Annotated in this window: 17 protein-coding genes; 13 read left to right on the top strand and 4 right to left on the bottom strand. The window is 73.7% G+C overall.

The genetic code is table 11. The features are described from left to right. Positions 1-63 precede the first annotated feature (63 nt). The 4 genes from ACFRIC_RS27005 to ACFRIC_RS26990 all read left to right on the top strand — a co-directional run bounded on the left by ACFRIC_RS27005 (position 64) and on the right by ACFRIC_RS26990 (position 4,170). Complete coding sequence (locus ACFRIC_RS27005) at positions 64-825, top strand: SDR family oxidoreductase (protein ID WP_382790551.1); 762 nt, start codon at positions 64-66, stop codon at positions 823-825. A 105-nt stretch (positions 826-930) separates the two neighbouring features. Continuing rightward, on the top strand, positions 931-1,779 hold the full coding sequence (locus tag ACFRIC_RS27000; protein ID WP_382790548.1) for a GNAT family N-acetyltransferase: 849 nt from the start codon (positions 931-933) through the stop codon (positions 1,777-1,779). 61 nt (positions 1,780-1,840) lie between these two features. Next, positions 1,841-2,407, top strand: coding sequence for a GNAT family N-acetyltransferase (locus ACFRIC_RS26995; protein WP_382790546.1), 567 nt, complete (start codon positions 1,841-1,843; stop codon positions 2,405-2,407). 71 nt (positions 2,408-2,478) lie between these two features. Beyond that, positions 2,479-4,170 carry a proline--tRNA ligase gene (locus ACFRIC_RS26990; protein WP_382790543.1) on the top strand — a complete coding sequence of 564 codons (1,692 nt, stop codon included), beginning with the start codon at positions 2,479-2,481 and terminating at the stop codon, positions 4,168-4,170. A gap of 436 nt (positions 4,171-4,606) precedes the next feature. Here the strand turns inward: ACFRIC_RS26990 and ACFRIC_RS26985 are convergent, their stop codons facing one another. The 3 genes from ACFRIC_RS26985 to ACFRIC_RS26975 are packed head-to-tail and all read right to left on the bottom strand — an operon-like array spanning position 4,607 to position 6,720. Continuing rightward, complete coding sequence (locus ACFRIC_RS26985) at positions 4,607-5,566, bottom strand: aminoglycoside phosphotransferase family protein (RefSeq protein WP_382791266.1); 960 nt, start codon at positions 5,564-5,566, stop codon at positions 4,607-4,609. 39 nt (positions 5,567-5,605) lie between these two features. Further along, positions 5,606-6,079 carry a ferritin-like domain-containing protein gene (locus tag ACFRIC_RS26980; protein WP_382790540.1) on the bottom strand — a complete coding sequence of 158 codons (474 nt, stop codon included), beginning with the start codon at positions 6,077-6,079 and terminating at the stop codon, positions 5,606-5,608. Beyond that, entirely contained in the window at positions 6,076-6,720 is a 645-nt protein-coding gene (locus ACFRIC_RS26975) for a hypothetical protein (protein WP_382790537.1), read from the bottom strand. Before ACFRIC_RS26975 ends, ACFRIC_RS26980 begins: the two co-directional genes overlap by 4 nt. Positions 6,721-6,971: 251 nt before the next feature. On the opposite strand from ACFRIC_RS26975, the gene rimP reads away from it, so the two are divergent. The 9 genes from rimP to ACFRIC_RS26930 all read left to right on the top strand — a co-directional run bounded on the left by rimP (position 6,972) and on the right by ACFRIC_RS26930 (position 19,437). Continuing rightward, positions 6,972-7,469 carry a ribosome maturation factor RimP gene (gene rimP / locus ACFRIC_RS26970; RefSeq protein WP_382790534.1) on the top strand — a complete coding sequence of 166 codons (498 nt, stop codon included), beginning with the start codon at positions 6,972-6,974 and terminating at the stop codon, positions 7,467-7,469. Positions 7,470-7,471: 2 nt separating this feature from the next. After that, entirely contained in the window at positions 7,472-8,470 is a 999-nt protein-coding gene (nusA, locus tag ACFRIC_RS26965) for a transcription termination factor NusA (protein ID WP_355765230.1), read from the top strand. Positions 8,471-8,571: 101 nt separating this feature from the next. Continuing rightward, positions 8,572-8,850, top strand: a complete 279-nt coding sequence (locus ACFRIC_RS26960; protein WP_351869824.1) for a YlxR family protein — start codon at positions 8,572-8,574, stop codon at positions 8,848-8,850. 147 nt (positions 8,851-8,997) lie between these two features. After that, a complete protein-coding gene (gene infB / locus ACFRIC_RS26955; RefSeq protein ID WP_382790531.1) occupies positions 8,998-12,141 on the top strand; it encodes a translation initiation factor IF-2 in 3,144 nt (1,047 codons plus the stop codon). Between the two features lie 221 nt (positions 12,142-12,362). Next, the gene (locus tag ACFRIC_RS26950; RefSeq protein ID WP_355767996.1) at positions 12,363-12,656 is read left to right on the top strand and encodes a DUF503 domain-containing protein; all 294 of its coding nucleotides are present in this window, start codon (positions 12,363-12,365) and stop codon (positions 12,654-12,656) included. Between the two features lie 43 nt (positions 12,657-12,699). Further along, positions 12,700-13,155, top strand: coding sequence for a 30S ribosome-binding factor RbfA (rbfA, locus tag ACFRIC_RS26945; protein ID WP_382790527.1), 456 nt, complete (start codon positions 12,700-12,702; stop codon positions 13,153-13,155). Continuing rightward, a complete protein-coding gene (truB, locus tag ACFRIC_RS26940; RefSeq protein WP_382790524.1) occupies positions 13,152-14,057 on the top strand; it encodes a tRNA pseudouridine(55) synthase TruB in 906 nt (301 codons plus the stop codon). The genes rbfA and truB overlap by 4 nt, the downstream gene beginning before the upstream one ends. A gap of 318 nt (positions 14,058-14,375) precedes the next feature. After that, on the top strand, positions 14,376-18,302 hold the full coding sequence (locus ACFRIC_RS26935; protein WP_382790521.1) for a serine protease: 3,927 nt from the start codon (positions 14,376-14,378) through the stop codon (positions 18,300-18,302). 181 nt (positions 18,303-18,483) lie between these two features. Further along, positions 18,484-19,437, top strand: coding sequence for a bifunctional riboflavin kinase/FAD synthetase (locus ACFRIC_RS26930; RefSeq protein ID WP_382790518.1), 954 nt, complete (start codon positions 18,484-18,486; stop codon positions 19,435-19,437). A 126-nt stretch (positions 19,438-19,563) separates the two neighbouring features. Here the strand turns inward: ACFRIC_RS26930 and ACFRIC_RS26925 are convergent, their stop codons facing one another. Then, on the bottom strand, positions 19,564-23,415 hold the full coding sequence (locus ACFRIC_RS26925; protein WP_382790515.1) for an SCO5717 family growth-regulating ATPase: 3,852 nt from the start codon (positions 23,413-23,415) through the stop codon (positions 19,564-19,566). Between the last annotated feature and the right edge of the window lie 130 nt (positions 23,416-23,545).

The raw sequence follows: 23,545 nt of genomic DNA, 5'->3' as shown, positions 1-23,545 counted from the left end.
GGGCGCGACCACCGTCCCCCTCACGCGACCGCACGGCCGGACGCCCGGCCCAGGAGGCACACCATGACCGCTGATCGAGAAGAGCGGGTGACACCTCGCCCGCCGGACATCGCCGGCCAGACGGTCGTGGTGATCGGAGCGAGCGCGGGTATCGGACGGGAGACGGCCCGGCAGGTGCGCGCGGGCGGCGGGCGCCTGGTCCTGGTCGGCCGGAATCCCGACCGTCTGGAGGAAGCGGCACGTGAACTCCGGCCGGTCGCCACCGCGGCCTTCGACGCGAGCGACAGCGGACGCCTCGCGGAGTTCTTCGAGAACCTGTCCGGGCCGGTCGACCACATCCTGCTCACGGCGGGGAGCCCGGCCTACATGCCCCTGGACACCATGGACCTGGCCGAGGCGAGCCGGGCGTTCGCCCAGCGTCTGTCCATGACCCTCGGTGTCGCCCTCGGCAGCCGCGACAAGGTCCGGGCCGGAGGCACCCTGATCTTCATCGGCGGCACCGGCGGCCGCCGGCCCGGACCCGGCATGGCGGTCGTGGGCGCCATGACCGCGGCCCTGCCCGCCCTCACCGCCAACCTGGCGCTCGAACTCGCACCGATCCGGGCGAACCTCATCGCCCCCGGATTCGTCGACACCCCCCTGTCCGCCGCGCTCCTCGGCGACCGGCTCGAAGCACGCCGGGAGGAGCTGCGCCGGACGCTTCCCATCGGACGGGTCGTGGGCCCCGGGGACGTGGCCGCGCTCGCCGTCCACGTCATGGTCAACGAAGCGCTCACCGGGGCGACCTTCGACGTGGACGGCGGCCAGCAGCTCGTGGCCCCCTGACCGGGCGCCCCGGTGGGACCGCTGCGCCGGGACGAGGGGCGGCGTGGCACAACCTCGCCAGGTACAGTGCGGAGATCAGCAGATCCCAGGGTGAGGGCCCCGCACGTGTTGACCCAGACCACCACCAGGGTCCTCGAACCGAGTGACCTGGACGCCGCGCTCGCCGTCCTCGGCCGCGAGCCGGTGGCGAACGCGTTCGTCACCTCCCGTGTACAGATCGCCGGACTCGACCCATGGCGGCTCGGCGGCGAGATGTGGGGCTGGTACGAGGACGGCATGCTCCAGTCCCTCTGCTACGCGGGCGCCAACCTCGTCCCGATCTGCGCCACCCCGCGCGCCGTACGCGGCTTCGCCGACCGCGCCCGCAGGAGCGGCCGCCGCTGCTCCTCGATCGTCGGGCCCGCCGAATCCACCGCCCAGCTCTGGCGGCTGCTCGAACCGAGCTGGGGCCCCGCCCGCGAGATCCGCGCCCACCAGCCGCTGATGGTCACCGACCGGCTGCCCGCCGACATCACCCCGGATCCGTACGTCCGCCGCATCCGCAAGGACGAGATGGAGACGATCATGCCGGCCTGTGTCGCCATGTTCACCGAGGAGGTCGGCGTCTCCCCGCTGGCCGGCGACGGCGGCCTGCTCTACCAGGCCCGCGTCGCCGAGCTCGTCGGCTCCGGCCGGTCCTTCGCCCGCCTCGACCAGGACGGCAACGTCGTCTTCAAGGCGGAGATCGGCGCCGCGACCGCCGAGGCCTGCCAGATCCAGGGCGTGTGGGTGGCCCCCGAGTACCGCGGCCGGGGACTCGCGGCCCCCGGCATGGCCGCCGTGCTGCGCTACGCCCTCGCCGACGTCGCCCCGGTCGTCAGCCTCTACGTCAACGACTTCAACACCGCGGCCCGGGCGACGTACCGCCGCGTCGGCTTCCAGGAGGCCGGCGCGTTCATGAGTGTCCTGTTCTGACGCCTGCCACGGGCCCGTCGGCACCTCACGCGTCACACGGTCCGCCAGGTAGTCTCCCGGCATGCTGCGCTTCCCCGGTCACGGCCACCGCGACGCCGACGTGGTCATCGGCCCGCTCGATCTCGCCGCGCGTGTCGACGAGGCGCTCGCCGTGCAGGCGCTCGCCTTCGGGCTCGGCGCCGACGAGATCGCCGTGCGCCGCCAGATCGTGCTGCGCCACCTCACGTACCCGGGAGCCCGCGCGCTCGGCGCCACCACCACCGACGGACGGCTCGTGGGATTCGTCTACGGCATGCCCAACGACCGCGCGCACTGGTGGTCCACCGTCGTCGAGCCGTATCTGCGCGGCCGGGGCCACGAGGGCTGGCTCGACGACTCCTTCGTGATCACCGAACTGCACGTCCACCCCCGGTTCCAGAACCGGGGCGTCGGCCGCACGCTGATCACCTCCATCACCGACACGGCGGCCGAACCCCGCTCGATCCTGTCCGCGATCGACATCGACAGCCCGGCCCGCGGCCTGTACCGCTCCCTCGGCTACGAGGACCTGGCACGGCAGGTCCTGTTCCCCAGCGCACCCAAGCCGTACGCCGTGATGGGCGCCCCGCTCCCCCTGCGACACTCCTAATGGATTTCCGGGGACGGCCGCTGCCCGGATAACCTCCAGGCATCACCCTTACGCAGCAGGAGTCGAGAACCATGGCCCAGGTCCAGCGCATGTCCCGTTTGATGGTCAAGACATTGCGTGACGACCCGGCGGACGCCGAGACGCTCAACCACAAGCTGCTCGTCCGCGCCGGTTACGTGCGCCGCAACGCCGCGGGCATCTGGACCTGGCTGCCGCTCGGCAAGAAGGTCCTCGACAACATCTCCCGCGTCGTCCGCGAGGAGATGGACGCGATCGGCGCCCAGGAGGTCCTCCTCCCGGCCCTGCTGCCCAAGGAGCCCTACGAGGCCTCGGCGCGATGGGAGGAGTACGGCGACCTCCTGTTCCGTCTCAAGGACCGCAAGGGCGCCGAGTACCTGCTCGGTCCGACGCACGAGGAGATCTTCACGCTGATCGTGAAGGACCAGGTGGCCTCGTACAAGGACCTGCCGGTCATGCTCTACCAGATCCAGACCAAGTACCGCGACGAGGCCCGTCCGCGCGCCGGTGTGCTGCGCGGCCGCGAGTTCCAGATGAAGGACTCGTACTCCTTCGACATCACGGACGAGGGTCTGGCCGAGTCCTACCGCCTGCACCGCGAGGCCTACCAGAAGATCTTCGCGCGTCTCGGCCTCGACTACCGCATCGTGTCCGCCGTCTCCGGCGCCATGGGCGGCTCGGCCTCCGAGGAGTTCCTCGCGCCGGCCCCCGCCGGTGAGGACACGTTCGTGGACTGCCCGGCCTGCGACTACGCCGCCAACACGGAGGCCGTGACCTTCAAGCTCACGCCCGTCTCCGAGGAGCACGGCCCGGTCGAGGAGCTGGACACCCCCGACACCCCGACCATCGAGACGCTCGCCGAGCACCTCGGCGTGAAGGCCTCGGCGACCCTGAAGAACCTGCTGGTCAAGGTCGACGGCGAGATCGTGGCCGTGGGCGTGCCCGGCGACCGCGAGGTCGACCTCGGCAAGCTGGGCGAGCACCTCGCCCCGGCCGTCGTCGAGCTCGTCACGGCCGAGGACTTCGAGGGCCGCGGTGATCTCGTACGCGGTTACGTGGGCCCGCAGGGCCTGGAGAAGGTCCGCTACATCGCCGACCCGCGCGTCGCCCCCGGCACCGCCTGGATCACCGGCGCCAACAAGATCAACACGCACGCGAAGAACGTCGTGGCCGGCCGTGACTTCGAGGTCGACGACTACCTCGACGTCGTCGTGGTGGAAGAGGGCGACCCCTGCCCGAAGTGCGATGCCGGCCTCAAGCTGGACCGCGCCATCGAGATCGGCCACATCTTCCAGCTCGGCCGCAAGTACGCCGACACCTTCGGCCTCGACGTGCTCGGACAGCAGGGCAAGCCGGTCCGCGTGACCATGGGCTCGTACGGCATCGGCGTCTCCCGTGCCGTCGCCGCGCTGGCCGAGCAGTCGGCGGACGAGCAGGGCCTGTGCTGGCCCAAGGAAATCGCTCCGGCCGATGTGCACGTGGTCGCCGCGGGCAAGGCCCTCCAGACCGAGCTGGCGCTCGACGTGTCCGAGAAGCTCTCCGCCGCGGGCGTCCGCGTCCTGGTCGACGACCGTGCGGGCGTCTCCCCGGGCGTGAAGTTCACCGACGCCGAGCTGATCGGCGTCCCGAAGATCCTGGTCGCCGGCCGCCGCTCGGCCGAGGGCGTCGTGGAACTGAAGGACCGCCGCACGGGCGAGCGCGAGGAACTGACCGTCGAAGAGGCGATCGCCCGCCTGACGGCGTAGCCGTTGACCTCCCGGTGCCCCGTACCTCCTCCCCGGAGGCACGGGGCACCGGCGCGTCGCCGTCCGTGGGCCGTGGTCCTTCGGGGGCCGTGAAGGGCCGGGGCGCGGCCTGGGTTGGCCGCTCATGCCGTTCGCCCGGGAGGGAGTCGGCGTGCCGGCCCCGCTGACGGGTCGGGGCGCTCCGCCCGCGTGGGCCGTCTCCCTTCGGGGGCGTGAGGGGCCGGCGCGGCCCGGGTCCGCCGTGCGTGCCGTCCGCTGTGCGTGCCGTCCGCTGTGGGGAGTGGGGTGCGCCGGTCGGGCGGCGGGGCAGGGTGTGGCGTGCGCGGGGGACCACCGTCTGCGCCGGCGGGACGGCACGGCGTCCGCGGGCCCGGCCCGATCAGGCCCGTCGCCGTCACGCCCGCGGTCGGGCCCGGCACCGTGGGCCGCCCGGTCCTCAGAGCCAGCCGGCGAATTCCAGGAGCAGTTCGGCGTCCTGGGGGCGGCCGACGCGGGACGCCCGGACACCGGACTCGACGGCGCGGAACAGGGTCCAGCCGCGCAGCCGCGCCTGGTCCACCTCCAGGGACTCGGCGAGCCGCTTGATCCGCCGCCGGGTGATCGACGGCCCCGAAGGCGAGGCGATCAGGTCCTCCACCCGGTCGCGGACCAGCCGGGCCAGGTCGAACGCGCACTCGCCGACCACCGGGTCCGGCCCCACCGCCAGCCAGGGCACCCGCTCCCCGGCGAGCACCTTGCTCTGCCGGAAGGTGCCGTGCAGCAGCCGTTCCTCCGGCGGCCCGGCCAGCAGTTCCTCGCGGGCCGCGAGCGCGGCGTCGACCAGGGCCGCGGTCTCGGCACCTGCACCCGGGCCGGCCGCGACCGTGGCCCGCATGGCCTCGGCCTGCCGCCCGGTCCGCTCCGCGACGGTCTCGAAGACGGGGTCGGCGGGCGGCTCGACCCACAGCCGCCGCAGCGTCCCGGACGCCTCCAGCAGGGCCTTCGCCTCGGGCAGCGACCGCACCGAGACGTCCGGGTGCAGCCGCTCCAGCAGCAGGACGCCGTCCGTGTCATCCGTGCCGGGCGCGTCCGGAGCGCCGTCGGCGTCGAGGAGACGGACCGCGCCGCGGCCGTCCCAGTGGGCGAGCGCGACCCGCTCGGCCTCCGGCCGCGCCCGTCCGGGCGCCAGCTTGAGCACGGCGGGCGTGCCGTCGGCCCGGCGCACCAGGACGACCAGACTGCTGCGCCCGCCCGGCGCCTGTACCCGCTCCACGGTCAACTCGCGCAGAGCGACGGCCCGTCGGGCCAGCTCGGGCAGGCGCTCCAGCCACTCGTCGGCCTCGTCGGCGCCCTCCGGCCCGCCGCGGCGGGTCTCGCCGAGCGCCCGGACAAGGCGTTGCGGCGGATCGAAGGCCATGCGCGAGTCCATGCGCGAGATGTTTCCTTCCAGTTCGCGTTACGTCGGCGAGGGTGCCGTGGCGGACGGGGTGCCCGCCCGCTCGGCGAGCCCAGGGAAGGCTACGCTCTCGCCGCTCCAGCGCACCGCGCGGACCGCGGCCTCGCGCAGCGCCCCGGCCGCCATGCGCCGCCGGTCGTCCGCGGAGGCGCGCACGAGGTCGGAGTACACGTCGGCGACGCGCTCCTCCAGCTCGGCCGCGAACCGTATGGCGGCGGCCGTGTCCGTCACGGGGAACGGCAGCATGTACGCGGCCGACGCGGCCTCGGGCTCGGCGCCCAAGTCCTTGACCGCGCGGGTCAGTTCATCCCGCCGGGCCCGGTGGGCGTCGTACGCCGACCGGGCGTCCGACTGCCGGGCCGCGCCGATCCGGGCGCCCACGACGCCGTAGCCGTAGACGGCCGCGTGCTCGGCGCCGAGCGCGGCCTGCAGGGCCTTGAGCTCGGCTTCCTCGGTCTTGCTCCGCTTGCTCACTTCGCCGCCTTCGTCAGCAGGAACGCGTGGGCCGCTCCGGCCGCCGCCACGGAGGCGAGCAGCCGGGCGAGTTCGCCGGGGACGTCCACCAGGGCCTGGGTCCGTTCGTCCGCGAGCTTCAGTTCGGCGGAGGCGAGGTCGGCGAGCGCGTCCTTGGGCCGCGCCGCGACACCGGGGGAGACCCCGGCGGATGCCGAACTCGATGCCGAACTCGATGCCGAACCGGAAGCGGACGGCGACTCCGAGGCCGGGGCGGACGAGGAGGCGGACGGGGACTCGCCCGAGGAGGCCGACGCCGTGGGCGCCCCGGACACCGGTGCCGACGCGGCCCCGGACGCCCCCGCGCTGCCGCCCCCGAACGCCGTCGCGTGCCGGACGACCTCGGCCCGCAGCGGGCCGAGCCGCTCCGCGAGCCCGGGATGGGCGGCGATCACCGCGGTGTACCGGTCGGAGAGCGTCATGCTGTCCCGGGCCGCGCGGGCGCGGGCGCGGTCGGCGAGCGAGGGGCTCCCGCCGGTCGTGTCGTTCGACGACTCGGGAGCGGCGGAACAGCCCGCGAGCGCGAAGGCACCCGCGGCGGCCGCGAGCAGGGTCCTTCGGCGCGGACCCGACGGGGTGCGCGACGGCAGGGGGAACGACACGGAAGACGTCCTCGGAGGGCTCGTACGAATGTATGGGCGAACTGCCCGTGATCACGGTACCCGCGCAGGGGCCGATCACGGCCCAGCGGCTCTCCTCCAACTGTTCACGGCGCTGTTCCGGGGCGGTCGGCGGGCACCCGTCCGCGTGGGAGCACCCGCCCGGTGGACGGCAACACCCTCCGCGACCGGATACCCTTTGAGCTGACACGCGACCAACCCACAACAGCACACGCGGCCGAGGAGTCACCCGGATGAGCACGACCCAGAGCGAGAGGCTTCGAGAACTCCTGGATCCGCTCGTGAGCTCCCAGGGCCTCGATCTGGAAGAGATCGAAGTGGAGTCCGTAGGCCGTAAGCGTGTACTGCGCGTCGTCGTGGATTCGGACGAAGGTGCCGACCTGGACGCGATCGCCGATGTGAGCCGCGCGCTCTCGGCGAAGCTCGACGAGACCGACGTGATGGGTTCGGGTGAGTACACCCTCGAGGTCGGAACCCCCGGTGCCGAGCGTGAGCTCAAGGAACACCGTCACTACGTACGCGCCACCGACCGCCTGGTGAAGTTCCAGCTCGCGGAGGAAGGCGAACTGCTCGCCAGGATCCTGCGGGTCGAGGACGACGGGCTCGACGTCGAGGTGCCGGGTGTGAAGGGGCGCAAGCCCACCGCCAGACGGCTCGCGTTCGGGGACATCGTCAAGGCCCGCGTCCAGGTCGAGTTCAGCCGCAAGGACAAGAAGGAAGAGGAGGCGTAGCCGTGGACATCGACATGAGTGCCCTGCGGGGTTTGGTGCGGGAGAAGGAGATCTCCTTCGACCTGCTGGTCGAGGCGATCGAGTCGGCCCTCCTCATCGCCTACCACCGCACCGAGGGAAGCCGCCGGCGCGCGCGCGTGAAACTCGACCGGGAGACCGGCCATGTGACCGTGTGGGCGAAGGAGGACCCCGAGGACCTGGAGGAGGGGCAGGAGGCCCGCGAGTTCGACGACACCCCCTCGGGGTTCGGCCGGATCGCCGCCACCACCGCCAAGCAGGTGATCCTGCAGCGTCTGCGGGACGCCGAGGACGACGCGACCCTCGGCGAGTACGCGGGCCGTGAGGGCGACATCGTCACCGGTGTGGTCCAGCAGGGCCGCGACCCGAAGAACGTGCTCGTCGACATCGGCAAGCTGGAGGCCATCCTGCCGGTGCAGGAGCAGGTCCCCGGCGAGAACTACGAGCACGGCCTGCGCCTGCGCTCGTACGTCGTACGGGTGGCCAAGGGCGTCCGCGGTCCGTCCGTGACCCTGTCCCGTACGCACCCCAACCTCGTGAAGAAGCTCTTCGCGCTGGAGGTGCCGGAGATCGCCGACGGTTCCGTCGAGATCGCCGCCATCGCCCGTGAGGCCGGCCACCGCACGAAGATCGCCGTCCGGTCCAACCGCAGCGGTCTGAACGCCAAGGGCGCCTGCATCGGCCCCATGGGCGGCCGGGTGCGCAACGTGATGGCCGAGCTGAACGGCGAGAAGATCGACATCGTCGACTGGTCGGACGACCCGGCGGACATGGTGGCCAACGCCCTCTCCCCGGCCCGGGTCTCCAAGGTCGAGGTCGTCGACCTCGCGGCCCGTTCGGCGCGCGTGACGGTCCCCGACTACCAGCTCTCGCTGGCGATCGGCAAGGAGGGCCAGAACGCCCGCCTCGCCGCCCGCCTCACCGGCTGGCGGATCGACATCCGTCCGGACACCGAGCAGCCCGCCGAGCAGCGCGGGGAATAGACCGGGAATAGATCCGGCCCGCGCAACGCTTACATCACGACAACAACCGTTCGATTCTTGCCCCAAAGGGGTGAGGTCGGTACGGGGAGGTAGACTTAAGAGTGTCTGGCCGGACGCGAGCCCGCGCATGCCCTGAACGCACCTGTGTGGGGTGCCGGGAGCGAGCGGCCAAGAGAGACTTGCTGCGCATCGTGGCGGTCGAGGGCGAATGCGCCCCCGATCATCGCGGTACGCTGCCCGGCCGGGGTGCGTACGTGCATCCCGTTCTGGTCTGTCTCGATCTGGCGGTCCGCCGCCGGGCGATCCCGCGGGCGCTGCGCGCTCCGGGACCGCTCGACACCGCGGCGTTGCGCCTCTACGTCGAGCAGGCAACACCGTAAGACGCGTCGTACGGAACCCCCGTGCGGCCTGGTATTCCGCGAGTTGGAAGTAGGTCGAGATTGCGATGAGCACTCGATGAGCACGCGATGAGTACGCCCATGAAGTAGCGACGGTCCGGACGCAGACCCGGACCTAAAAGGAGCGAAGTGGCTAAGGTCCGGGTATACGAACTCGCCAAGGAGTTCGGCGTAGAGAGCAAGGTCGTCATGGCCAAGCTCCAAGAACTCGGTGAATTCGTCCGTTCGGCGTCCTCGACGATCGAGGCCCCCGTCGTACGCAAACTGACAGATGCCCTCCAGCAGGGCAACGGTGGCGGCAAGCCCGCCCCGCGCAAGGCTGCCCCGGCCAAGCCGGGCGCCCCCTCTCCGGCGCAGGCCGCACGTCCGGCCGCCCCGCGCCCGCCGGCCCCGAAGCCGGCCGCGGCCGAGAAGCCCGCGGCCGCTCCGGTGACCCCGGCGGCTGCGGGCCCGCGCCCGACTCCGGGTCCCAAGCCGGCCCCGAAGCCCGCTCCGGCGGCTCCGGCTCCGGTCGCGGCCGAGTTCACCGCGCCCCCGTCGGCGCCGGCCGCGCCGCAGCAGCAGGCCCCCTCGGCTCCGGCCGCGGGTCCCCGTCCGGGCGCCCCGCGTCCCGCCGGTCAGGCCCCGCGTCCCGGTGCCCGTCCGGCCGGTGGTCCCGGCCAGGGCGGTCAGGGCCGTGGTGACCGTCCCGAGCGCGGCGACCGTCAGGGCGCCCCGCGCCCCGGCGGCCAGGCTCCGCGTCCGGGTGCCCGTCCCGCGGGTCCCCGTCCGGGCAACAACCCGTTCACCTCTGGTGGTTCCACCGGCATGGCGCGCCCGCAGGCGCCCCGTCCCGGCGGTGCCCCGCGTCCCGGTGGCGCCGGTGCCCCCGGTGGCCCGCGCCCGCAGGGTGCCGGCGGCCAGGACCGTGCTCCCCGTCCCCAGGGCGGTCCCGGCGGCGCTCCGCGTCCGCAGGGCGGTCCGGGCGGTGCCCGTCCCACTCCGGGCGGCATGCCCCGTCCGCAGGCCCCGCGTCCCGGCGGCGGTCCGGGCGGTAACCGTCCGAACCCCGGCATGATGCCTCAGCGTCCGGCCGCGGGCAGCCCGCGTCCCGGCGGCGGCCCCGGTGGCCGTGGTCCCGGTGCCGGTGGCGGTCGTCCCGGTGGTCCCGGTGGCGGTCGTCCGGGCGGCGGCTTCGCCGGTCGTCCGGCCGGTCCCGGTGGCGGTGGCGGCGGTTTCGCCGGCCGTCCCGGTGGTCCCGGTGGCGGTGGCGGCGGTTTCGCCGGCCGTCCGGGTGGTCCCGGTGGTGGCGGCGGCGGTCGTCCCGGCTTCGGCGGTCGTCCGGGTGGTCCCGGTGGCCGTGGTGGCACGCAGGGTGCGTTCGGCCGTCCCGGCGGTCCGGCGCGTCGTGGTCGCAAGTCGAAGCGGCAGAGGCGCCAGGAGTACGAGGCCATGCAGGCCCCGTCGGTCGGCGGCGTGATGCTGCCTCGCGGCAACGGACAGTCCGTCCGCCTGTCGCGCGGTGCCTCCCTCACCGACTTCGCGGAGAAGATCAACGCCAACCCGGCGTCGCTCGTCGCCGTGATGATGAACCTCGGCGAGATGGTCACTGCCACGCAGTCCGTCTCCGACGAGACCCTCCAGCTCCTCGCCGGTGAGATGAACTACGTCATCGAGATCGTCAGCCCGGAGGAGGAGGACCGCGAGCTGCTCGAGTCCTTCGACATCGAGTTCGGCGAGGACGAGGGTGGCGAGGAGTTCCTCGTCGCGCGTCCGCCGGTCGTGACCGTCATGGGTCACGTCGACCACGGTAAGACCCGCCTTCTCGACACCATCCGCAAGACGAACGTCGTCGCGGGCGAGGCCGGCGGTATCACCCAGCACATCGGTGCGTACCAGGTCACGACCCAGGTCAACGACGAAGAGCGCAAGATCACCTTCATCGACACCCCGGGTCACGAGGCGTTCACCGCCATGCGTGCCCGTGGTGCGAAGTCGACCGACATCGCGATCCTCGTGGTGGCGGCCAACGACGGTGTGATGCCCCAGACGATCGAGGCGCTGAACCACGCCAAGGCGGCCGACGTGCCGATCGTGGTCGCGGTCAACAAGATCGACGTCGAGGGTGCCGACCCGACCAAGGTGCGCGGACAGCTCACCGAGTTCGGTCTGGTGGCCGAGGAGTACGGCGGCGACACGATGTTCGTCGACATCTCCGCCAAGCAGGGCCTCAACATCGAGAGCCTGCTGGAGGCCGTGGTCCTGACCGCGGACGCCTCGCTCGACCTGCGGGCCAACCCGGAGCAGGACGCGCAGGGTATTGCGATCGAGTCCCACCTCGACCGCGGCCGCGGTGCCGTCGCGACCGTCCTGGTCCAGCGAGGCACCCTGCGGGTCGGCGACACCATGGTGGTCGGCGACGCGTACGGCCGTGTCCGCGCGATGCTCGACGACAAGGGCGAGAACGTGGAAGAGGCGGGTCCCTCGACCCCGGTCCTCGTCCTCGGTCTCACCAACGTCCCGGGCGCCGGCGACAACTTCCTGGTCGTCGACGAGGACCGCACGGCGCGTCAGATCGCCGAGAAGCGGGCGGCGCGCGAGCGCAACGCCAACTTCGCCCGCCGGGGTGTCCGGTTCTCCCTGGAGAACCTGGACGAGGCCCTCAAGGCCGGTCTGGTGCAGGAACTCAACCTCATCATCAAGGGCGACGCGTCCGGTTCGGTGGAGGCTCTCGAGTCCTCGCTGCTCCAGCTCGACGTCGGCGACGAGGTCGACATCCGTGTCCTGCACCGCGGTGTGGGTGCGGTCACCGAGTCCGACATCAACCTGGCGACCGGCTCCGACGCCATCGTCATCGGCTTCAACGTCCGCGCTGCGGGCCGCGCGGCGCAGATGGCGGAGCGCGAGGGCGTCGACGTCCGGTACTACTCGGTGATCTACCAGGCCATCGAGGAGATCGAGGCGGCCCTCAAGGGCATGCTCAAGCCGGAGTACGAGGAGGTCGAGCTCGGCACGGCGGAGATCCGCGAGGTCTTCAAGTCGTCCAAGCTGGGCAACATCGCCGGTGTCCTGGTCCGCTCGGGCGAGGTCAAGCGCAACACCAAGGCGCGCCTCGTCCGCGACGGCAAGGTCATCGCGGAGAACCTCAACATCTCCGGGCTGCGTCGCTTCAAGGACGACGTCACCGAGATCCGCGAAGGCTTCGAGGGTGGTATCAACCTCGGAAACTTCAACGACATCAAGGTCGACGACGTCATCGCGACGTACGAGATGCGCGAGAAGCCGCGCTCGTAAAGCGGTTCCCAGGCTGGCCGGCGGTGAGCAGTCACCGCCGGCCAGCCTGGCTTTTGCGGGATCATGCGACTCCCCGCGTCCCTTCCCGGGGCGCGGGGAATCGCGTGACCGGGCCCGGAAACCCCGTCGAGCGAGCCGACGGTTCGTTGTACGGTTCTGATGTCCCTGCCAAGTGCATTGGCAGGCCATCTACCCCGTACCGGCGGGACATCCGGTTACACATGTATGTGGGGACGCTGTCCTTCGATCTGCTCCTCGGCGACGTTCACTCGCTCAAGGAGAAACGCTCTCTCGTCCGGCCGATCGTCGCCGAACTCCAGCGGAAGTACGCGGTGAGTGCCGCCGAGACGGGCAACCAGGACCTTCACCGCAGGGCGGAGATCGGCCTGGCGGTGGTCTCCGGGGACACCACGCACCTGACCGACGTACTGGACCGGTGCGAGCGGCTGGTAGCGGCCCGACCGGAGGTGGAACTGCTGTCGGTACGACGCAGACTCCACAGCGACGAAGACTGACGAAGACCGACGCAACACGCAAGGCGAAGAAGGAGACGGACCAGTGGCCGACAACGCGCGGGCGAAGAGGCTGGCGGACCTCATCCGAGAGGTGGTGGCCCAGAAGCTGCAGCGCGGGATCAAGGACCCGCGGCTCGGCACTCACGTCACCATCACGGACACCCGGGTCACCGGGGACCTCCGGGAGGCCACCGTCTTCTACACGGTGTACGGGGACGACGAGGCGCGCGCCGAGGCGGCCGCGGGCCTGGAGAGCGCCAAGGGCGTGCTCCGCTCGGCGGTCGGCGCGGCGGCGGGCGTGAAGTTCACGCCGACGCTGACGTTCGTCGCGGACGCCCTGCCGGACACCGCCAAGACCATCGAGGACCTGCTCGACAAGGCACGGGCCTCGGACGCGAAGGTGCGCGAGGTCTCGGCCGGCGCGGCCTTCGCGGGTGACGCGGACCCGTACAAGAAGCCGGGCGAGGACGACGAGGACGAGGACGACTCGGCTCGATGACGCAGCAGACCAAAACGCCCGACGGGCTTGTCATCGTCGACAAGCCGTCGGGCTTCACCTCGCACGACGTGGTCGCCAAGATGCGCGGGATCGCCAGAACCCGCCGGGTCGGCCACGCGGGCACCCTCGACCCCATGGCGACGGGCGTTCTCGTCCTCGGCGTCGAGAAGGCCACCAAGCTCCTCGGACACCTCGCGCTGACCGAGAAGGAGTACCTCGGCACGATCCGGCTCGGCCAGAACACGCTGACCGACGACGCCGAGGGCGACATCACCTCCTCGACGGACGCCTCCGCCGTGAAGCGCGACGCGATCGACGCCGGGGTGGCCAAGCTGACCGGCGCCATCATGCAGGTGCCGTCCAAGGTCAGCGCCATCAAGATCGACGGCGTGCGCTCGTACAAGCGGGCGCGCGAGGGCGAGGACTTCGAGATCCCGGCCCGCCCGGTGACCATCTCGTCGTTCACGGTGTACGACATCCGTGACGCGGTCGCCGAGGACGGCACCCCGGTGCTCGACCTCGTCGTCTCCGTCGTCTGCTCCTCCGGGACGTACATCCGGGCGATCGCCCGCGACCTCGGCGCGGACCTGGGCGTCGGCGGTCACCTCACCGCCCTGCGCCGCACCCGCGTCGGCCCGTACAAGCTGGACTCCGCGCGCACGCTCGACCAGCTCCAGGAGGAGCTGACGGTGATGCCGATCGCGGAGGCGGCCGCGGCCGCGTTCCCGCGCTGGGACGTCGACGCCAAGCGGGCCCGGCTGCTGCTCAACGGCGTCCGGCTGGAGATGCCCGACGAGTACGCCGGCAACGGCACCGTGGCGGTCTTCGATCCCGAGGGCGCGTTCGTCGCGCTGGTCGAGGAACAGAAGGGCAAGGCCAAGAGCCTGGCCGTCTTCGCCTGAGGACCGCCCGCCCGCGTCGGACGCGCGGCCGGGCGGACTGCCGGTCGCGCGCGACACGGCGGACCTGCCGGTCGCGAGACCGGGCGGACAGGGCGCCCGTGGAGCGGCGGTCACGGGGTCTCGTGCCCGCCGCTCGACGGTCCCCCCTCGGTTCCCCCACCCAAGGGTGTATCCATCCGACCTGCCGTATTCACCCCATCGGGCGGGCGCTCGGAGTGAACCAGGGGAGTAGAGGGGGGCGCGTTCGCCTCACGATCTGTCCCATTGATCACCTCACCCCTACCGTCGTGAGCAGGAGCGCGGCGGGGAGGTTCGAGTATGGCGGGGCGAGGCCCGCGGACGGGGTACGAAGAGGCGGCGGACGGCACCGTTCAGCCGGGGGACGACGCCCTCGTACGCGTCCACGACCTGGCCGGCCGGCCACGCGGCACGGGATTCGCGGCCGATCACGACGGCACGGTGATCACCAGCCACGACGCCGTCGACGGCCTGGACCGGCTCGTCCTGCACGCCCCCGGCGGCCACACGTGTGTGCTGGGCGCCGACGCCGTCACTCCACTGCCCGACCTGGGACTGGCCCTCGTACGCACCCGAGGTCTCGGCCTCCTCCCGCTCCCCGTCACCGTGCGGGACCGCGTCGCGACCGGCACCTACGTCAGGCTCGCCGCGGGCGGCTGGCGCGAGGCACGCGTGCTGGGCTCCTCCGCCGTGCCGCCCCCGGCCGGCGGCCGGGCCCGTCTTCCTCACGAAGCACTGGAGTTGGCGATCGGCACGGCGGGCGCGGACGCGCTCAGGCCGGGCGGCGGGGCGGCCGGGGGGCCGGTCCTGGACGCCCGCACCGGCGCCGTCGTCGCGGTCGTCCGCACCGCCCCCCGCGCCGCCGGCCCGGACGGCACCGCGCCCGGGGACACCCCGCCGGGCCGCCGGGCGCCGGGATCCGCCGTCCCCCTGCGGCGCGGCGCGGGGCCGCTCGCCGAGCTGCTGGCCCGCAACGCGGCCACCGTGGCCGCCTACGGCGCCGATCTGAACCTCGCGGCCGCGCTGGAGCTCACCGCGACCTCGGTGGGCTCGGACGGACCCCGCCCACCGGTGCCGTCCGGATCCCCGGGCCCGCACCCGGGGATCGTCGAACGGGCCGATGTCGTCGGGGAGTTCGCGTCCTTCGAGCGCGGCCCGGCCCTCGTCCTCGGCCTCGTCGGCCCGCCCGGCAGCGGCCGTACGACGGAACTGGCCGCCCTCGCCGCCCGCCGCCTGCGGGGTCCCGAGCCGGCTCCCACCCTCTGGCTGCGCGGCGCCGACCTCCGCGCCGACGACACCTCCGTGGCCGACGCGGCGACACGCGCGCTGGAACGCGCCGGGCGGATCGTCGCCGCGTCCCGGCGCACCACCGGGGCGACCGGAGCGGCGGCCGCGCGGCGCGCCACGGCCGACCGGAGCGTCCTGCCCCCCGAGGGGTACGGCGGCGAACTGGGCGACATCGCGCCGGACCGCCTGGCCGCGCCCGCACGCGCAGCGGGCCGGCCCCTGCTGCTCCTGCTCGACGGCCCCGAGGAGATGCCCCCCGAGCTCGCCCACCGCCTCCCGGCCTGGACGGAGGCGACGACGGCCTGGCTGACGGAGACCGGCACCCGGCTCGCGGTCGCCTGCCGCGCGGAGTACTGGGAACGGGCCGGGGCGGAATTCCCCACGGCGCTGCTGCACCACCCGGCACCCCACTCGGCCGGGGAGGCGTCCGGCTTCGGAAAGGGCGCGGCGGAGGACATCGGAGGACCGGTGTACGCGGACGCGTGGGCGCGGACGGGCGCGAGCGGATCGCCGTCGGCGGACGGGGCCGGGGTGTCGGCGCCGGACGGGGCCAGCGTGTCGGCGCCGGACGCGGGCGGGAGGCTGCCCGCCTGTGTGCTGCTCGGTGAACTGACCGAGGCGGAGGCACGATCGGCGCGGGCGCGAGCCGGGATTCCGGAAGGCGCCCTGGCGCCGGCCGACGCCCGCCGCCCCCTGGTGCTGCGGCTGCTCGCCGAGGTGATGGCCGCGCCCGTGGACCCGCGGTCCGAACCGCTCGACCGGGACGACGTGTTCGCCGCTCACCTCGACCTGATGTGCCTGCGCGTCGCGGTCCGCCTCGCCGCGGCCAACGGACTGCGCGGCACCGCCGTGCGCCGGCTCGCCGCCCGCGTCTCCGGCCAGGTGCACGAGGCCGCCCGGCGCTGCCTCGGCCCAGGACAGGGGCAACTGGACCGGGCCTCCTTCGAGAGCGTCTTCCCCTGGGGCCCCTCCCGGGGACACCTCACCGGCATCACCGGCTGGGCGTCCGCCGTCCTCACCGAAGGACTCCTCGTCCCCGCGGGCGACGGCTACCGCTTCGCCCACGAGGAGCTCGCCGACTGGATCCAGGGCACCCATCTCGACCTGGACGGGGCCCTGGACAGCCTGGTCCACCGCGGCCGCCCCACCCTCGGCCCCGGGTCGACGCCCACCACGGCACCCGGCCGCCGGGACGCCCGCCGCGCCCGGTCCGCCCCTCCCGACGCCGGGGCACCCGACGTCAGAACCCCGGCCCCCGGGACGGGCGCCCTGCCCGTCCCCCGCCACCGGATCGGCCCCGTCGTCGAGACCCTGCTCCTGCTGGCCCGCCGCCAGGCCACCGCCGAACTGACGCTCCACCTCGAAGACCTCGTCCACGCGGTCGACGACCTGCTGCCCCCGCCCGAAACCCCGGACCGGCCCACCGCCCCGACGGGCGACCCCCTGTGGTGGGCCACCCGCCTGTGCGCGACCGTCCTGCTCCGGGTGCCCGACGCCACCCCGTACATCAGCGCGCTGCGGCTGCTCACCGAACGGATCGTGGTGTGGCGGCGGCAGGGCAGGGCCGTTCCGGACGCGTTCGGCCCGGGCTTCTGGGTGGCGCTGCCCGTCCCGGACGCGGAACGCTTCGACCTGCTCAGGCGCCTGGTGGCCGCCGACCCCCGCAGGCCGCCCACCACCGAGCCCCCGTACCCGGACGAGGCCCCCGCCGCCCCGCGCCACCTCGACACGGTCTCGCGGCTCCTCGCCGCCGACCCCGTCGCCGTACACCGCCACCTCACCCGCTGGTTCGACGACGAGCGACCCCTGGCCGCGACGCCGGACGCGACCGTCGCGACCGCCGCACAGGCACTGCTGTACGCGCACCGGCGGCGCGCCCCGGACGATCTGACCGAGGCCCTGATGACCGCCTCCCACCCACGCGGCGACGAACTGCTGGCCGTGCTGGCCGAGGAGGAACCCTCGGCCGTGTGCCGGGCGGTCGAACGGTGGGCCCAGGACGAACGGCCCGGGCGCCGGGCGGCGGCCGTCGCCCACGGGCTGCGCGCGGCGCCCTTCGCGGCCCGCCCGGCCGACCGCGAACCACTGCGTCACGCGGCGCTCGCCCTGCTCGCCCGTCCCGCCGACCGGGCCCTGCACGGCGGGGCGCTCGGCATCCTCGTACAGGATCCGCTCGCGCGGGCCCGGTGCCTGCCGCAGGCCCTGGAGCGCTTCGCGGCCGGCGACCCACGGCTGCCGGCGAGCGCTCTGGCCGCCGCGCTCGGCACCGACCCGGAGCCCGTCCTCGCCGCGTTCCGCGACCGGCTGCGGCGCCTCGGCCCCGACACGGCCGAGCTGCTGCGCGCCCTCGCCGACGCCACCACCCCCGCGCTGGCCCGCCCGGTCGCCGCGCTGGTGCGGGAGACGGTGGAGCTGTGCCCGGGAGTCGCCGCGTACCTGGCCGCCCACGTGGACCGCCGCATCGACCACGGAAGCGCCGCTCAAGGCGCACTGTTCCCCCTGGTCAGCGGACTGCTGGAGACGTGTGGCGGCACGGTGCGCAGCGCGCTCGCCCAGGTCCTGGCGACGCCCGGAGAGCCGGAGCGGGGAGACCGGGCGGCGGCCCCGCTGCGACGCGAACTGCTCGATCTGCTGCTGGCGCACGAGCGCGATCCGGTCGTCCTCGACACCGTGCTGAGAGCCGCCGCCGACGGCCTCGACCGCAGGGGGGAGACCCCCACCCGCGAGCTGGTGCACCGCGTCGGCCTCCTCCTCGTCCGCACCCCGGCGGGAGCCGGCGCCTTCGACCGGGGCCTGGCCGATCTGGCCCGGCGCGTCCCCGGCTTCGCCGCCCTGCTCGCCCGCTGGGTGACCGACACCCCCGAGGAAGGGGCCGTCCTCCTGAGCCCCGGCACCCGCCACCTGATCGAGGACCTGGCCGGGGCGAGGGCTCCCGCCTGACCCACGCCCGCACCGCGACGCCCGCGGTGACGAGCACCCCGACGCACTCGGCACCGCACACCGCGGCGCTGAGCGATCGGTCACAGCCTGATGCCGATGCAAGCCGAGAGCGCACGGCATGGCACCCTTAGAGCTGCGAATAAGGCAATCACGGACACGGGTTCGACAAGGAGCGGTCACAGTGCAGCGCTGGCGTGGCTTGGAGGACATCCCCGAGGACTGGGGGCGCAGCGTCGTCACCATCGGTTCCTACGACGGGGTGCACCGCGGACACCAGGTCATCATCCGGCATGCAGTGGACCGTGCCCGCGAGCTGGGCGTCCCGTCCGTCGTGGTCACCTTCGACCCGCACCCCAGCGAGGTCGTCCGCCCGGGCAGCCACCCCCCGCTGCTCGCCCCGCACCACCGCCGTGCCGAACTGATGGCCGAACTGGGCGTCGACGCCCTGCTCATCCTTCCGTTCACCACCGAGTTCTCGAAGCTGTCGCCCGCCGACTTCGTGGTCAAGGTGCTGGTCGACAAGCTGCACGCGAAGGCGGTCGTCGAGGGCCCCAACTTCCGCTTCGGCCACAAGGCCGCGGGCAACGTCGACTTCCTGCGTGAGCAGGGGGAGACCTACGACTTCGAGGTCGAGGTCGTCGACCTGTTCGTGTCCGGCGAGGCGGGCGGCGGCGAGCCGTTCTCCTCGACCCTCACGCGGCGTCTCGTCGCCGAGGGCGATGTCGAGGGCGCGCGCGAGATCCTCGGCCGGCCGCACCGCGTCGAGGGCGTCGTCGTCCGCGGCGCCCAGCGCGGCCGCGAACTCGGCTTCCCCACGGCGAACGTCGAGACCCTGCCGCACACCGCGATCCCGGCCGACGGCGTGTACGCCGGCTGGCTGCACGCCCAGGGCGAGGCCATGCCCGCCGCGATCTCGGTGGGCACGAACCCGCAGTTCGACGGCACCGAGCGCACGGTGGAGGCATACGCCATCGACCGCGTCGGCCTCGACCTCTACGGTCTGCACGTCGCCGTCGACTTCCTCGCGTTCGTCCGCGGCCAGGCCAGGTTCGACTCCATCGAGGCCCTGCTGGTGGCCATCGGCGACGACGTGAAGCGCTCGCGCGAACTGATCGAGGCGTACGACGGGGAGTAGCGCCCCGACCGAGCTCGGACAGAGCCCGGACAGCGCCCGGTACATGTGAAGGCCCGCACCGTTCAGGACGGTGCGGGCCTTCACACGTACCGGCTCACCGGCGGTGTCCGCCGGGGAGCCGGGCCGTTACTGCTGCGGGGGCGCCGGCGGCGGCGGGTTCTGCCCCTGGTTCGGCTGGTAGGGCTGACCGGGCTGGTACGGCTGCCCCGGCTGGTACTGCTGACCGGGCTGGGGCGGCTGCGGCTGCGGGTGGCCCTGTCCCGGCGCCTGCGGATAGGGCTGACCGGGCTGCGGCGGATAGGGCTGTCCCGGCTGTCCGTACGGCCCTTGCTGCTGCGGCTGCTGCGGCGGCTGCTGCGGGGCCTGACCAGGCGCGGGTTGTCCCGGAACCTGCTGTCCCGGAACCTGCTGTCCAGGAACGTACTGCCCGGGAACGTACTGACCCGGCATCGGAGGTGCGGCCACCGGCGGCGGGTTGCCGTCGTTGGTCCACAGCCCGTGCGACTGCTGGTGCCGCGCGAAGTCCTCGGCCACCATCGCGGAGAGGTTGAAGTACGCCTCGCGCACCTTGGGCCGCATCATGTCGAGGTCGACCTCGGCACCCGCGGCCAGGTGCTCGTCGAACGGCACGGTCACGACACCGCGGCAGCGCGTCTCGAAGTGGCTGACGATGTCGTCCACCTTGATCATCTTGCCGGTCTCGCGCACTCCGGAGATGACCGTGATGGACCGCGAGACGAGATCCGCGTACCCGTGCGCCGACAGCCAGTCCAGCGTCGTACTGGCGCTGCTCGCCCCGTCCACCGAGGGCGTCGAGATGATGATGAGCTGGTCGGCCAGATCGAGAACCCCGCGCATGGCGCTGTACAGCAGACCCGTGCCGGAGTCGGTCAGGATGATCGGGTACTGCTTGCCGAGGACGTCGATCGCGCGCCGGTAGTCCTCGTCGTTGAAGGCCGTGGACACGGCCGGGTCGACGTCGTTGGCGATGATCTCCAGCCCGGAGGGCGCCTGCGAGGTGAACCGCCGGATGTCCATGTACGAGTTGATGTACGGGATCGCCTGCACGAGGTCACGGATGGTGGCCCCGGTCTCGCGGCGCACCCGGCGGCCGAGCGTGCCGGCGTCCGGGTTGGCGTCGATGGCGAGGATCTTGTCCTGACGCTCGGTGGCGAGCGTGGAGCCGAGCGCGGTGGTCGTGGTCGTCTTGCCCACACCACCCTTGAGACTGATGACGGCGATCCGGTAGCAGGAGAGCACCGGGGTCCGGATCAGCTCCAACTTCCGCTGCCGCTCGGCCTCTTCCTTCTTGCCGCCCAGCTTGAACCGCGACTGCGCGGCGGCCGGACGGCCGCTCTTGACCTTCTGCCGCTTGTTGTTGAGCAGCCGGTCGGAGGACAGCTCCACCGCCGCGGTGTAACCGAGCGGCGCCGCACCGGGGTTGGTCGGCTGCCGCTGGTCGTGCCGCACCGGCTGCGGCCAGGCCGTACCGGTCCGCGGGTCCACGGGGGCGGCCGGGGCGGCGGGCTGCTGCTGCCCGGCCGGCGGACCCGGCTGGTACGGGGGCTGCTGCTGAGCCGGTGCCGGGTGGGCCGGGGCGGCCTGCGGCTGCGCGAGGTCGTAACCGGGCTGCGGGGCGGGCGAGTCGGATGCCGGCTGCGGGAAGCCGTAGCCGGGCTGAGGAGCGGGAGCAGGGGTGGGCGCCGGGGCCTGCGGCGGCGCGGCGTCCGGCGCGGGCTGCGGGAACCCGTAGCCGGGGGCCTGCGGGGCGGCGGGGTGGGCGGCCTGCTGGTCCTGGGGTGCGGTGCCCGGCTGCGGGAAGCCGTAACCCGGCCCGGGGGCCGGCTGTGCCGGGGCCTGGGACTGCGGGAAGCCGTAGCCGGGCTGAGGAGCGGGAGCAGGGGCGGGTGCCGGGGCCTGCTGCGGTACGGGGTCCGGCGCGGGCTGGGCGGCCGGGGCGGGCTGCGGGAAGCCGTAGCCGGGTGCTGCCTGCGGGGCGGCGGGGTGGGCCGCTTGCTGGTCCTGGGGTGCGGTGCCGGGCTGGGGGAATCCGTAGCCCGGGGCCGGGGCCGGGGCCGGGGCGGGCGGGGTCGCGGGAGCGGGGGCCGGAGCGGGCACGCCGGGGTGCGGGAAGCCGTAGCTGCCCTGCGGGGCGAACGCCGGGTCCGGGGCGCCGGACTGCGGGAACCCGTAACTCCCCTGCTGCGGCGCGGCAGGAGCGGGCGCCTCGGCGGGCTGGGCCTGCGGGGGAACCGGTACGTGCTGCGGCGCCGGGGGCTGGAAGGGCTGACCGGGTGCGGGAGCAGGCGCCGGCGCGGGTGCCTGGAAGGGCTGACCGGGAGCAGGTGCTTGTGGGGCCGGGGGCTGGAAGGGCTGACCGGGAGCCGGTGCTTGTGCGGCCGGTGCCTGGAAGGGCTGGCCCGGAGCCGGAGCCACGGGTGCCTGTTGCGGGATCGGCGCCTGGTGCGGCACCTGGCCCTGCGGGGCCGGCGCGGGTTCCGTCGTGGCGGGCCACTGCGGAGCCGGAGCGGGGGCGGCGGGCTGGTAGGAGGGCGGCAGCGGCGGCAGCCCACCCTGCGGCAGCGGCGGCGGAGCCCAGGCCGGAGGCGCGTCCTGGACACCCTCGGGCTCCTGCGGCCGGACCACGGGCACCGCGTCCTGGGGCTCGCTGTCCTGGGGCACCGAGTCCTGCGGCTCACCGTCCTGGCGTGAGACGTCCTGGAGCTCGTACTCGGCGTCGTCGTGCGCACCCGAGTCGGTGACGCCGTCCGTACCGGCGTCTGTACCGGTGTCCGTGCGGACCGCGCCGTCGGTCTCGGCCGGGACCCCGGTGGTCTCGAAGCCGGAGGGAACGGCGACGGCGTCGGCCGGGGCGGACCGATCGGCCACCGGCACGTCGGAAACGCCGCGCTGGGACTGGGAGGCCGCCTCGAGCGACTGATAGGCGAGCACGGGATCGATGACGGGCGCGGGCGCGGGGGAGGGGGCGGGTTCGGGCGCGGCCACGGGCCGGTCGGGAGCCCCCTGCTCGGACGGGGCGGCGTCCTCCGGCCGGACCAGGGCCAGGGCTGCGGGCGGGCCCGCGGCCTCGGCCGCGTCCTCGCCGGACACCGTGCCCTCGTCGCCCCGGTCGTCGCCTTCGTCGGAGGTGAAGGTGGAGGTGGAGGCGGTTTCGGCCTCGGCCTCCGTCTCGGCCGGGCCCTCGGCCTGAGCGTCCGTGTCGCCGGACTCGGCGACGACCGCCTCCTCGGCGGCCGCCCGTTCCGCGATCTCCCGCTGCAGCGCGACAGCGGAGAACCGCATGGTCGCGCCGCTCTCGAGGTCCCCGCTCGCGGAGTCCTGCGCGTCGGACGCGGGGCCGGGAACGGAGGCCACCGGAGCGGCAGCCGTCCACGGTGCCTGGAACCCACCCGCGGGCAGGTTCGGCAGAGCGGTCGGGCCACCGACTTCCGCGACCGGAGTCGGTGCGGGTGCCGATTCCGGCGCGGGCGCTTGAGGCTGTACGACATGGGGCGGGGCGACAGGCGGCCGGACGCCCTCGGGACCGGCGTCGGGCCCACCCTCGGGACCGGCGACGGGCGCCGAGCCGGTCACCGGAGCAGCCGACGGAGCAGCCACCGGACCGTGGTCGTCGGCCGTCGAGCCCTCCGCGGCGTCCGAGGCAGCCGAGTCACCCGAAGGCGCGACCTCCTCCGCACCCGGCGACTCCTGCCGCTCCCCGGTGTCCGTCACGCCCTCGGCCTCCTTCGGGCCGTCGGACTCCTCCGAGCCCTCCGAGCCCACCGGACCGTCCGAGTCCCCCGAGTCGCCCGTGCCGCCCGAATCCCCGGAACCGGCCGAGGCGTTCTGCGTGTACCAGGCGGGCGGCGCGTAGTCGATGGTGAACTCGCCCGTCGTCTCGACGGCGGACTCGGCGTCGGACTGGTCATCGCCGGGCGTGGCCCAGCCCCCGCGGATCCCGCCCCGATCGCTGTTCACAATTCCTCCTGGTGTGGCCGAGCACCCGCAAGCCGTGCCGGGTCGACCGTCTGCTTGTCGTCCGTTGACGTTCACGGACGACCGAGGCCGCCCGAAGTCCGTACGAGACCGCCCGGATTGACCGGCCCCC

The sequence above is a fragment of the Streptomyces sp. NPDC056738 genome, assembly GCF_042790435.1.
Taxonomy (GTDB): Bacteria; Actinomycetota; Actinomycetes; order Streptomycetales; family Streptomycetaceae; genus Streptomyces.
The sequence above is the reverse complement of the archived record's forward strand: the minus strand, read 5'-3'. Positions and strand labels throughout refer to the sequence as shown.